The organism is Streptococcus oralis, assembly GCF_026782285.1.
Classification (GTDB): domain Bacteria; phylum Bacillota; class Bacilli; order Lactobacillales; family Streptococcaceae; genus Streptococcus; species Streptococcus oralis_CG.
On record NZ_JAKUWG010000003.1, the window covers coordinates 153,125 to 166,056 of the forward strand.

Below are 12,932 nucleotides of genomic sequence, written 5' to 3' on the forward strand. Positions count from 1 at the left end.
TCTATTCTTCCTTTTCTTTTGTTATTTTTCCTTCAAAGCAGAAAATAATCCTGCTAAAGCAATAGCACTAGACAAGAGTGCTGTCGATAGAAGAATTGTCTGATCAGCAAGTTCTAATTGATACTCAAACACCTTCTCAGCCGGCTTGTCTTCCGCAAAAATTCTTAGTTTCATGAAATATCCTCCGTTACTAGTATATCACATATGATATAAATTTAAAAACAAGCCTAATAAAGCTTGTTTTTAATTAACTAAAACAAAAGTCGTGTACATATCTTTCCACTTCTTTTTCCATAGATTGAATCTCACAAATATCCCATCTATTTTTTTTAGAAGTTATCTCTGCCATCATTTGTAATTTTAAACTCTGACGTTTGAAGATATCCTCTTTCTTCCATTGTGCTAGTTTAGACTCTGGATAGGAATTACCAAACTTAGAATTCTGACTATCTGTAATGATACAAAGATTGCCAAAGGAATGTAAAAACTCAGCAGGTAATTGGCTCTCTCCATCATGTCCATTGGGATTCTGAGGATACCAATGTTCTACGGAGCGACGATAAGCAAATTTAAAATCTTTAAACTCAATATCGTAATCTTTCTTCAATTCTTCACGATTTTTCCATAAAACATAATCTACAAAGTTAAAAGCATAAACAGGAATTGCCCCATATTTTTTGATACTTTTATCTTCGGTAAACAATCTTTCCTCAGCATATCTCACTGCCATTTTTTCAAGAAAATCCTTAAACTGACTAGCAAATTCTACTTGATTTAACTCTTCAATATTGTTGAAGAGAAATTGCAAGATTTCATATAACCAACGACTATCTCGATTGGCAGTAAAGGTTACAGCAAACATAGATTGAAGAAGAATAATGTTTTGGTTAATTTCCGAATCTGAAAATGTATTCTTAGTAAAACGTTCTTCAACTATGTAATGCTCTTTCGCTTTTCCATTAGGTTGATATTCATAATAAGTTTCCTTCTGCAAAAACCATTCATCCTTATTTCTGCTTGAAGAATCTATATTTGAATTTCTAACGATGTAATTATCAAAAATATGTTTTATTTTAAGAAGAAATTCACTGAATTCAATAATCCAAGTCTTATTTTTATTTTTTATATCAAATAGAGCTAAGAGTTTCTTATCGTCTAACTGAACCTCACTGGTATCCTTACCTTCCCAAATTGCCAATACATGGAGTAAGAAGGTTGGAAAATCGATAACTTGGGTATAATCACCAAAATCTTTTTCTACTTCTATATTTTTTTCATTTACTTTTTTTCCTAATATATCTGATAACTTTCTTCTTTCATTTTGATAAAAATCAATATCATCATAAATATTATGAAATGAGTAATTTGAAAAGTCCCATCCAAAAATACGTTCACGTTCTTGAAAATCATCTGCTCTCTTCCGTCGCATCTTAAATTGACTTGATACCGGATTATCAAAGTTTGCGCAAGCATTCCAGATTCTAGCAAATTTTTGAGCCATTTCTTGATCTTCACCAAACTTAGCCATCATTTGAGCCTTAAGAATCTCATGAGCCTCTAGTTGTTCTCCTCGAGAGTTGAAACGTTCGAAATAAAGATTCAAATCTAAATCTTCAGGAAGTATACTCCGAAAAATGATGACATTCTCAAAAAGATAATCAACGAAAGACTGAGGATTAAGCTGGCGCTCCTCTAGCACTTTTTTCAATGCATCTTTAGCATGCCCGTAACCTCTAGTTAATTCATTTTCATCGTCCTCAGAGATTTTTTGCTTAGTAAATAGTTTTTGAATATTCTCATTTGATTTCTTCCTAGCTGGAAAGGTAAGATTGACAGCTTTCAATCTATCAAAACCAAACTCATGCTTCAAAGCTAAGGCAATCAAATTAAGGGCTGTTGTTCGTTGTTGCCCATCTATGATTTTGAAAATGTCATTCTCTTTATTAACGACTAATGTTCCAATATAATAATTGTCTCTATTTTCTTGAAAAGCATCTGCTACGTCGTTCAATAACTGCTCAATTTCATCATAAGTCCAGGCAAAATTTCTCTGATAAAGAGGAATAGCATAGGTATCTTCATTTAACAAACGATTAACAGATAAGCTTATATGTGTTTCTACCATTTATCTTTTTCCTCTTCTATAATCTTGTCCACAGTATAATTTTCAAATAATTCTCTATCTATCTTGATCATGAAATCATTCGGAGTGACAGCATGAGATAAAAGTTGAAATAGCTTTTGAGCCTCTTTTTGTTTAAACCTTCCACCAGCAGCGTATTTCCCTACTGTTGCATCATATATTGCTTTAGACTTAACTCGAGGGTAATAAGACCAAATAAATAAGGTCTCTACTATCTCCTTTGATAGCTCATCTTTTCCAAATCTATCTACGAAAAGCGAGCAAATATTTAAGAATATATTGTGACACTTGAGATAGCGCCCCTTTGAGCTATTGTAAATGTTCAACATGCCTTCTGGGTAAGCTACATTTTTTTCTCCCTCTGACTCATTAGAAAGTCCTAACTCTTCATTTAAAAATTTTTTATGAACTCTAATAGTTTCATGGGCCGATTCAATATACTCAAAAAATTTACTTCCATCAATGATTGGCATAGTAATGGACATGGGGAGTTTTTCAATATGACGATACAATTCTAGATATGGGAAGTTCTGATTCAAATCAACACCTTTAAAATCGTCAATAAAATCCTCTGTAAAACGGAGATAAGATCCATAACGCTTGTTTGTTAATCCTGTCTCTCCTCGCGACCAACGTCTCATACGAAAAAGATGTTTATCAAATAACTCTTTGAGACTTAAATCTTTATCCTCTACAAATTGCTCCCACTTTTCAACAATTCTTTCATCTTCTGAATCTTGCTTGCGAAGATGATAGGCTTTGAGCAAATCATGAGGTTCTAAAGATTTTCCACGATTATTCTGAGAATCAAATAACTGAAAGGCCTCTGATAATTGTTCCTGTGGCATAGTAATCACAGAGACAGAACAATTTTTCAATAGAAAGTTGCAAATATCTTTTGCCTGATTTTCTCCAACTAATTGAGTCAAATTTTTCCACTCATTATAATTTTCACTCGCATGATAGCAAGATAGCTCTCCAAATTCAGCACTCAACAGTTGATTAGCACCCTTATAATTCTCGAAATCATCTAATAAATGAAGAAACAAAGAAATTGAAATTAGCCGTTGCTGTCCATCGACAATATCTAAGTATCCATCATTTTCTAAGTATCCATCATTTTCATGTAAGATAACGGAACCAATCTGATATTCCTTTTTCCCCATAGCATCTCGTAAATCATAAAAAAGATTACGGATATGTTTTCTGTTCCATTTATAAGGTCTTTGATAAGAAGGAATCCGCAATTTCCCTTCTTTCAGTAGTTCTCCAACCTTTTTAGAAGTAAATTGAATAGTCATTTTATCCTCATCTATATTTATCTATCATTTCTTGAACTGTTTGCTTCATATCCTCTACTAAAATCCGAGGAGACAAAACAGTAACTGCTTCCCCTTGTCCCAGTAACCAGCGTTTAAGCCCCGGTGTATGCTGACTTTCAAACTTAAAATGAGTCCAGTCGCCATTTTTCCCAACTATTTTTGCATTTGGAAATTGATCCATCACAATAGTCGGATCGTACAAATACTCGATTTCAATACTGATTTTCTTCCCGATAAAAGCATCCACTCTCTCGTTCCGAATGTCGCCATCTCTAAATTTATCTCGATAAGAAATAGAGGGTTTCTCTATACTACTAAGAGACCAGGACTGGATACGGTCTACTCTTAAAGTAATATAAGTAGCATGTTTCAACTGGTAGACAACCAGATAGAAATAATGACTATCATAGTAAAGAGAGACTGGTAAAACAGTCTGCCTCTTAGAAGACTCAGAATAATGTTTTTGATAGATAATGTCTAGAACCTGTTCATGCAAAATAGCTTCTGATAAATTCCAAATTTTCTCTATTCTATTTTGTTGATCCGTTAAGGGAGCATAGTTAAGCTTTTCACTTCCAATAATCTGCTCAATTTCTTTCTGATCATCACGGGGAACTAAGACCAGTAAATTATTTAGTAAGCTAGCAATTTCTGGTCTATTCAGTGCTCGATTTTCCAATAAAATCTTTGAAATAACGAGTATATCCTTTTTATTAAAAACTGACTTACTTGCTAAACAATACTTATTCATTTTACGGTTATAAAGCAAATCTCCACTATAACTGGTGTTATTAGATAAAATATCACGGAGTAGCGAAAAATCTCTCTGTATCGTCTTTTCGCTAACTTCAAATTCCTGGGCCAATCGCTTTTTTCCTAGTGAAGTACCTAACTGTAAACGTAAAAAAATTGTTAGTAGTCTCTCTTGATCATTCATTTGCAGTCCTTCTTATTATTTTTCAAGTGATGTTAAACACGCTGTCATTCCCCACTTAAAACGCACAATCAAACGAGAATGAACATTTTTCAATCGATCTGGTTCAGAGTCACTAGAGAAAACCATTTGCTTATTCATGTAATGTTGAGAATTAAAAAGATTAAAAAATTTTTCTTGGATAAGAATATCCTTTTCTCCCAATACCTGAATATCATCTACGATTAGGAGATCAAACTCCTCACTTCTAACTTTTTGTATTTCTAGCTCATTTTCCAATAAGTTTTCGGCAGAAATATATTTTACTCGCTTTTCTGGATTGTTCTCAAGAACCTTATTTCCAATTGCTTGAAGGAGATGTGTTTTACCTGAACCCGATTCCCCATAAATATAAAGGGGATTATATTGTAACCCTAAGTTTTCTACTACAGCTACGGCCCCTTTCTTTGCTAAAGCATTACCATCTTTTTCTAGAAAATTTTCAAATTGATATTTGTTATTTAAGCCTGTATTGTTCATAAGTTACACCACTTTCTTTTTTTATAGCATAAGTATAACAAAACAGATGGACAATATTTGTCCGTCTGTTAATTTTTATTTAAAACAAATCATCAAACAAACTCAACTGGTTATCCTCTGGCATATTTCCGAGAATCCCCATTTCATCCATCTTTTCAACCAAGGTTGATGAAAGTCCACCGCGTTTGCGCAGTTCTGTCTTAGAGAGGAACTCACCCTCTTCACGCGCACGCACCAACTGCTTAGCAACGTTCTCTCCCAGACCATCCATTGCTACAAATGGTGGGATGAGGGTATCTCCATCAATGATGAATTCAGTCGCATCACTACGATAGAGGTCTAACTTGCCAAACTTAAAGCCACGTTCCCACATTTCATTGACAATCTCAAGAGTTGTATAGAGGTCAATTTCCACATTAGAGGCTTCATTATTCTTCCGTTTTTCAGCGATTTCTTCCATTCTACGTTTGATGGCATCCAAGCCCGCACCCATGGTCTTGATATCAAAGGCCTTGGCACGGATAGAGAAGTAAGCACAGTAATAATAAATCGGATGGTGAACCTTGAAGTAGGCTACACGCAAGGCCATCATAACATAGGCCGCAGCGTGGGCTTTAGGGAACATATACTTGATTTTCCCACATGATTCGATATACCACTCTGGCACCTTATTGGCCTTCATGGCTTCGATATAGCCATTTCGTTCTTCTTCGGAAATCTTCAACCACAAGCCCTTACGTACCCGTTCCATGATGGTAAAGGCCATTTTAGGCTCGAGACCCGCATGCATGAGGTAAACCATGATATCGTCCCGACAACCGATAACGGTTGATAGGTCAGCAATTCCTTGCTTGATCAAATCCTGGGCATTTCCCAACCAGACATCAGTACCGTGGGACAGACCTGAGAGCTGAAGTAATTCCGCAAAGGTCGTCGGATGCGTTTCGTCTACCATCCCACGTACAAAGTTGGTGCCAAACTCTGGGATTCCCAACATGCCTGTCGGAGTTCCGATTTGCTCCGGCGTCACACCTAGCACATCAGTTCCAGAAAAGAGGGCCATGACACCTTCATCATCCATAGGAATTTCATTAGGGTCAATCCCAGACAAGTCCTGCAATTTTCGAATCATGGTCGGATCATCATGCCCCAGTACATCGAGTTTGAGGACATTCTCATCGATATCGTGGAAGTTAAAGTGAGTCGTCTGCCATTCAGCCGTCACGTCATCCGCTGGATACTGGACAGGCGTAAAGTCGTAGACATCCATATAGTTCGGAATAACAACGATTCCTCCCGGGTGTTGTCCTGTAGTCCGCTTGACACCAGCAGCACCTTGAGCAAGGCGTTCCACCTCTGCATCACGATAGAACTTCCCGTAATCACGCTCATAGCCCTTGACAAATCCATAGGCAGTCTTGGCAGCCACCGTACCAACTGTTCCTGCACGGAAGGCATATTCCTCACCAAAGATATCACGCACATCCAAGTGGGCGCTAGGCTGATCTTCTCCCGAGAAGTTCAAGTCAATATCGGGAACCTTGTCCCCATCAAAACCAAGGAAGGTCTCGAACGGAATATCCTGCCCATTTTTGCTAAGTTTATGACCACAGTTTGGACAATCCTTATTGGGCATATCAAACCCTGAACCGTAAGAACCATCCGTGATAAACTCACTATACTGACACTGACCACAAACATAATGAGGAGAGAGAGGATTGACCTCCGTAATCCCAATCATGGTCGCAACAAAACTGGACCCAACAGATCCACGAGAACCAACCAAGTAACCCCGTTCATTGGAACGTTGCACCAGCATCTGCGATGCCAGATAAATCACGGCAAATCCATTCCCCAGAATAGAAGTCAATTCTTTTTCAATCCGCAAATCAACGATGTCTGGCAACGGATTTCCATAAATCTCAAAAGCTTTCTTGTAGGTCAGCTCAGCGACCGTTTCTTCAGCCTTGTCGATGAAAGGTGTGTACAAGTCACCCTTAACGACCTCAACAGGCTCAAATATTTCTGCCAAGGCATTGGTGTTCTCAATAACTAGTTTACGAGCTAAATCTTCGCCCAAGAAGGCAAATTCATCCAACATCTCATTAGTTGTTCGAAAATGAGCCTTGGGCAGAGGAGCTGGTTGGGCATGTTCGCCATGACCGATGGTTCGGTTAATCATAGCCCCTTGTCCCAAACTACGGACGATAATTTCACGGTAAATCTCTTCTTCCGGTTCGATATAGTGAACATTTCCCGTAGCCAGTACAGGCTTACCAAGACGGTCCCCGACCTCTATCAAACTCTTGATAATGGTCTGAAGTTCCTCCATATCCTTGACCTGCTCTTTAGCAATCAAGGGAGCATAGATAGCCGGTGGCATGACCTCGATAAAGTCATAATACTTGGCCACCTCAACCGCCGCATCCACACCTTGGGAAACAACTGCGTCAAAAACTTCACCCTCGGAGCAAGCCGATCCCAAAATCAAACCTTCCCGATGGGCATCTAGAACCGTTCTCGGAATCCGTGGCACCCCTTCAAAATACTTGGTATTGGACAAAGAAACCAGTTTAAAAATATTTTTTAAACCTATCTGATTCTTGACATAGATAGTCGCATGCTTAATCCGAGCTTTTTTATAAGAATCTGGACTAATCAAATCAATGTTTAGTCTAGCTAGATCGGTCACACCATGTTTTTCCGCCACCTCTTTGATAAAGATGAAGAGCAAACGACCAGTCGCTTCCGCATCGTAGTTGGCCATGTGGTGGTGTTCCAGAGCTACACCAAAACGCTTGGTCAAAGGTCCCAAACCATGACGTTTATACTCAGGATAAAGGTTTCTAGCAAACTCGAGCGTATCGATGACTGGCTGGCTAATCTTAGGCAGACCATGACGCTCATAGTTGGCATTCATAAAGCCAACGTCAAAGGTTGCATTGTGGGCAACTAGGACGGTATCCTTACAGAATTCTTGGAATTCTTGCAAAACTTGTTCCAGTGGTTTGGCATTTTTGACATGATCATCTGTAATACCAGTCAACTCTGTAGTAAAGGCTGATAAAGGGTGACCTGGGTTGATAAATTCATCAAATTCAGCAATAACATTCCCTTTGTACATCTTAGAGGCCGCAACCTGAATCAAGTCATTATAGATGGCTGAAAGTCCCGTCGTTTCCACGTCAAAAACCACATAGGTCGCTTCTGACAAGTCCATCTCCACTTCGTTATAAACGATAGGAACGCGGTCCTCTACAATATTGGCTTCCATTCCATAGATTAGCTGAATTCCAGCTTTCTTAGCTGCCTTATAGCCGTGTGGGAAGGACTGGACATTCCCGTGGTCCGTGATGGCAACCGCCTTGTGTCCCCACTTAGCAGCTGTCTCAACGATTTTTTCTACCTCAGGAAGAGCATCCATGGTCGACATGTTAGTATGAGCATGAAACTCGACCCGACGCTCACCTTCTGGCATCAAATCCTTCCGCTCATAGTGAACAACTTCCTGCACATCCTGCACGTTCATGGTCAAATCGCGTGTAAAGTTATTCATCTCCACATTTCCACGAACACGGAGCCAAGAATTCTTCTTAATGATGTCAAACTTCTGAGCTTCTTCTTCATTCTTAACCCATTTTTGCATTGAAAAACTTGAAGTGTAGTCCGTCATTTTAAAATTGATCAAAACGCGACCAGTTCTGGTCACTTTATGTTCCACATCAAAAACGACCCCTTCAAAGACTAGACGATTTTCCTCAGTTGTCACGTCGATCATCTGGGTAACTTCTGCCTTATCTAGTTTTGGCTTAGCCGCAGCTTTTTTAGCCTGAAAATCGAAGGCTGGTTTCTCTTCTACTGGAGGAGGAGCCATTTGTTCCAGTTGTTCCATAGCACGCAAAGCCTCTTCATTGGCAGCCTGTACAATTTGTTCATTCTCCGTATAGAAGGCTTCCTCCTGCTCTTGTGTAAGGGCATCATTCTTTTCTATTTGGCATACAAAGGCTGGGAAACCAAACTTTTCAAGTTGCTTTGCTAGATTAGGAAGATGATTCTTCTTAAAGTGTTCCTTATCAATCGCCTCTGAACCTTCAATAAAGAGTTGATTTCCCTCCGCACGAACTTGCAGATTCTGATAAAGAGACTTAAATCCTTGGCTAGCACACGGACCTTCAGAAAAAGCCTCCTTATAGTAGGCCTGCAAGAGTTCATTAGAAAATTCCTGAGAGAGCGCCTTGATTTCGAAAACAGCTCGATTCCCTGTCTTAGAAAATTCTTCACTAAGCCCTTTCTTTAACTCTAAAAAGATTTCAATCGGTAAAATATTAGAAAATACAAAATGAAATTCCCAAATCTTACTAATTTTATGAACCACGACACGCTCAATACTTGCATCAATAAGAGCAGGATCCTGTCTCAGCTGATCAGAGATTCCTAGTTGATTCATTAAAATTTCAAACTTACTTGACATTCAATTTCCTCACATTATTCTCTTACTATTTTACCATAATTAAAGAAAATATATAGCCAGTACCATCCTCCCTTGCGACTTAGATGAAAAGATTTTATCATACTTGTAGTGGTTAAAACTGTACTGATTAGTCGTTACATATTAAAAAATGAGATGACATCTCACTTGGCATCTCACTCTTTTTATTCTTAAAATCCATTATGGTCGCTGAGTTCTTTGAACCAGTGGCCTGATTTCTTCAGGCGACGTTCTTGCGTTTCCAAGTCAAGCTCAACCAAACCGTAGCGATTTTTATAACTATTGAGCCATGACCAGCAGTCGATAAAGGTCCAAATCAAGTAGCCCTTACAGTTGGCCCCATCTTCAATCGCACGGTGCAGCTCACGAAGATGCCCTTTAACAAAGTCGATACGATAGTCGTCCTGAATCATGCCATTCTCACGGAACTTGTCTTCACCTTCAACACCCATGCCATTCTCTGTCAACATCCACTCGATATTGCCATAGTTTTCCTTGATATTTTGAGCGATATCATAAATCCCTTGCTCGTAGATTTCCCAACCGCGGTGAGGATTGATTTTACGTCCAGGCATAACATAAGGCTCGTAAAAATGTTCTGGCAAGAGCGGACTGTCTGGATGCTTGGCAAAACGTGGCGCCATGACACGCAAAGGTTGGTAATAGTTGACTCCAAGAAAGTCCACTGTATGGTCACGAATAAGTTCTAACTCTTCAACAGTGTACTCTGGCAGCAAATCATGCTCAGACAAGATTTTCACTAACTCTTCTGGATAAGCCCCCAAGACAGACGGATCTAGGAAAGATTGAGCTTGAAAGAGATCGGCAATGCGAGCGGCCTTGACATCTGCGGGATGCTGGCTACGTGGGTAGGCTGGTGTCAAGTTGAGAACAATCCCAATCTTAGAATCAGGCAAAACTTCATGACAGGCCTTAACCGCAAGACTACTAGCCAGTTGTGTGTGATAGGCAACCTTAACCGCAGCTTTGGCATCCACCTTGTGAGGATAGTGGGCATCATAGAAATAGCCAAACTCTACGGGGACAATGGGCTCGTTAAAGGTAATCCATTGGTCTACCAAGTCACCGTAAGTCTCAAAACAAAAACGAGCATAGTCTTCATAGGCTGAGACAGTCGCCTTATTTTCCCAACCATCCCCAGTTTCTTGAAGGGCAAAAGGAAGGTCAAAGTGATAGAGATTGACTAGAAGACGGATTCCCTTAGCCTTAATGGCTTCAAATACCTGACGGTAGAAAGACACCCCTTGAGGATTGACCTCTCCACGGCCCTGTGGAAAAACGCGAGACCACTGGATAGAAGTGCGGAAGGCTGTATGGCCAGTCTCTACCAAAAGCTCAATATCCTTCTCCCAGTTCTCGTAAAAAGTCGATGTTTTGTCAGGTCCAATCCCATTGTAGTAGCGATTGGGCTCCACCTGATACCAATAATCCCAGAGATTATCTCCTTTACCATCACCAAGCACTCGTCCTTCTGTCTGTGGTCCAGAAGTGGAGGAACCCCAAACAAAATCCTTTGGAAATTTTAGCATTGTTATACCTCTTAAATTGATTATGTCTTTATTCACTTCCATTATATAGAAAAAACAAGGTAAAAACTAGTTACATTTTTGCCTTGTTTTTCTTCTGATTAAAGTTTTTATTTCTTGCTGAGGATTTCAAGCGTTTCAAGCAAGTTGTCTGCGTGAACTTCGATGGTGTCACCAGTCGCCTTAATCTTAACTTCTACGATGCCATCGGCTGCTTTTTTCCCAACAGTGATACGGATTGGTAACCCAATCAAATCGCTATCACTAAACTTCACTCCGACACGTTCGTTACGGTCATCTGTCAAGACTTCGTAACCAGCTTCCATCAAGTTGGATTCCAGTTTTTCTGTCAAGGCTTGCGCTTCTTCGTCCTTGACATTGATAGTAATCAAGTGCACATCAAATGGTGCCAATTCTTTAGGGAAGTTAACTCCCCAAGCGTAACGGTATTCACCTTTTGGCGTTTTGTTGACAAAGAGGCGAGCGTGTTGCTCCATAACGGCTGAGAGAAGACGGCTAACACCGATACCGTAACAACCCATTATGATTGGCACAGCACGACCATTTTCGTCCAAAACATCTGCGCCCATACTTGCTGAGTAACGAGTTCCAAGTTTGAAGATATGACCGATCTCGATGCCACGGGCAAAGTTTAGGACACCTTGTCCGTCTGGTGAAATTTCACCCTCACGAACTTCACGAATATCCACGTATTCTGCAGTGAAATCACGACCTGGGTTCACACCCGTCAAGTGGTAGCCATCTTCGTTGGCCCCCACAACAGCATTGCGAACATCTTGTACCTTACGATCTGCAATGATTTTGACATTTTCTGGCAAACCAACTGGACCAAGAGAACCAAAGCCAGCTTGAACAACAGTTGCCACTTCTTCTTCGCTTGCAACATCAAAGAAATCTGCACCCAAGTGGTTTTTCAACTTGACTTCATTAAGTTGGTCATTTCCAACTAGAAGGGCTGCAACAAGCTCACCATCTGCCATGTAGAAGAGTGTTTTAATCGTTTGTTCTTCTGGCACGTTGAGAAAGGCTGCCACTTCATCGATGGATTTAACACCTGGAGTTTCCACTCGAGTCACTTCTTCTTCCGCAACGACACGGTTGCTTGGTTTGTACTCGTTTGTTGCCATTTCTAAGTTAGCTGCATAGCTAGACTCACTTGAGTAGGCAATGGTGTCTTCACCAGAAACCATCCATTTGAGCAATTCGGCCTTGATTTCTTCTTGCACTTCTACAGGAATTTCATCAAATGAGGCAACTGACTTGTCCAAGACAACCCAGCGGTCAAGGTCTGTACGAGCAGGAGTGATGGCCATAAATTCTTGGCTATCCTTACCACCCATGGCACCACCGTCACCGATGATAGCCTTGAAATCCAAACCACTACGAGTGAAAATTCGTTCGTAGGCCGCCTTGTACTCGTCATAAGTCACATCCAAACTATCGTAATTAGCATGGAAACTATAGCCGTCTTTCATAATAAATTCACGCGTACGGAGAAGTCCGTTACGTGGACGTTTTTCATCACGGTATTTCGGTTGGATTTGGTAAAGGTTGAGTGGCAATTGCTTGTAAGATTTCACAGAGTCACGAACAATAGCTGTAAAAGTCTCTTCGTGTGTCGGACCTAGGATAAAGTCCGACTTTTCACGGTTTTTCAGTTTATAAAGGTCTTCACCATAGGTTTCATAACGACCTGATTCACGCCAAAGATCGGCACTGAGAAGGGCAGGAGCCAACATCTCCACCGCACCAATCTTATCAAACTCTTGGCGCATGATGTTCTTAGCCTTTTCAATCACACGGTTAGCAAGTGGTAGGTAAGAATAAACACCGGCAGAAACTTGACGAACATAACCAGCACGCAACATAAGGGCATGGCTGATAACTTGAGCATCACTTGGCATTTCGCGAAGCGTTGGGATTAGCATTTTACTTTGTTTCATAATATTCCTCGATT

The 12,932-nt window shown here is 40.0% G+C and carries 8 protein-coding genes; all 8 read right to left on the reverse strand.

Features of this window, described 5'->3' with window-relative positions; genetic code table 11:
• Positions 1-21: 21 nt before the first annotated feature.
• Positions 22-174 (reverse strand): hypothetical protein, encoded by a 153-nt coding sequence (locus MK403_RS03055; RefSeq protein WP_033687279.1) that lies wholly within the window; start codon positions 172-174, stop codon positions 22-24.
• Positions 175-247: 73 nt separating this feature from the next.
• On the reverse strand, positions 248-2,125 hold the full coding sequence (locus tag MK403_RS03060; protein ID WP_268708926.1) for a DUF262 domain-containing protein: 1,878 nt from the start codon (positions 2,123-2,125) through the stop codon (positions 248-250).
• Positions 2,119-3,444: a DUF262 domain-containing protein gene (locus MK403_RS03065; RefSeq protein WP_268708927.1), complete on the reverse strand. Its 1,326-nt coding sequence runs from the start codon at positions 3,442-3,444 to the stop codon at positions 2,119-2,121. Before MK403_RS03065 ends, MK403_RS03060 begins: the two co-directional genes overlap by 7 nt.
• 7 nt (positions 3,445-3,451) lie before the next feature.
• Positions 3,452-4,402, reverse strand: coding sequence for a helix-turn-helix transcriptional regulator (locus MK403_RS03070; RefSeq protein WP_268708928.1), 951 nt, complete (start codon positions 4,400-4,402; stop codon positions 3,452-3,454).
• A 15-nt stretch (positions 4,403-4,417) separates the two neighbouring features.
• On the reverse strand, positions 4,418-4,918 hold the full coding sequence (locus MK403_RS03075; protein WP_268708929.1) for a DnaA ATPase domain-containing protein: 501 nt from the start codon (positions 4,916-4,918) through the stop codon (positions 4,418-4,420).
• A gap of 79 nt (positions 4,919-4,997) precedes the next feature.
• On the reverse strand, positions 4,998-9,389 hold the full coding sequence (locus MK403_RS03080; protein WP_268708930.1) for a PolC-type DNA polymerase III: 4,392 nt from the start codon (positions 9,387-9,389) through the stop codon (positions 4,998-5,000).
• Positions 9,390-9,577: 188 nt separating this feature from the next.
• Entirely contained in the window at positions 9,578-10,957 is a 1,380-nt protein-coding gene (locus tag MK403_RS03085) for a glycoside hydrolase family 1 protein (protein ID WP_061418273.1), read from the reverse strand.
• A gap of 107 nt (positions 10,958-11,064) precedes the next feature.
• Positions 11,065-12,918: a proline--tRNA ligase gene (locus MK403_RS03090; protein ID WP_268708931.1), complete on the reverse strand. Its 1,854-nt coding sequence runs from the start codon at positions 12,916-12,918 to the stop codon at positions 11,065-11,067.
• Positions 12,919-12,932 lie beyond the last annotated feature (14 nt).

What these genes read in the sequence shown, in the direction of transcription:
- MK403_RS03075 (WP_268708929.1), bottom strand. Translation starts at nt 4,918, where the DNA reads ATGAACAATACAGGCTTAAATAACAAATATCAATTTGAAAATTTTCTA.
- MK403_RS03060 (WP_268708926.1), bottom strand. Translation starts at nt 2,125, where the DNA reads ATGGTAGAAACACATATAAGCTTATCTGTTAATCGTTTGTTAAATGAA.
- MK403_RS03090 (WP_268708931.1), bottom strand. Translation starts at nt 12,918, where the DNA reads ATGAAACAAAGTAAAATGCTAATCCCAACGCTTCGCGAAATGCCAAGT.
- MK403_RS03055 (WP_033687279.1), bottom strand. Translation starts at nt 174, where the DNA reads ATGAAACTAAGAATTTTTGCGGAAGACAAGCCGGCTGAGAAGGTGTTT.
- MK403_RS03065 (WP_268708927.1), bottom strand. Translation starts at nt 3,444, where the DNA reads ATGACTATTCAATTTACTTCTAAAAAGGTTGGAGAACTACTGAAAGAA.
- MK403_RS03085 (WP_061418273.1), bottom strand. Translation starts at nt 10,957, where the DNA reads ATGCTAAAATTTCCAAAGGATTTTGTTTGGGGTTCCTCCACTTCTGGA.
- MK403_RS03080 (WP_268708930.1), bottom strand. Translation starts at nt 9,389, where the DNA reads ATGTCAAGTAAGTTTGAAATTTTAATGAATCAACTAGGAATCTCTGAT.
- MK403_RS03070 (WP_268708928.1), bottom strand. Translation starts at nt 4,402, where the DNA reads ATGAATGATCAAGAGAGACTACTAACAATTTTTTTACGTTTACAGTTA.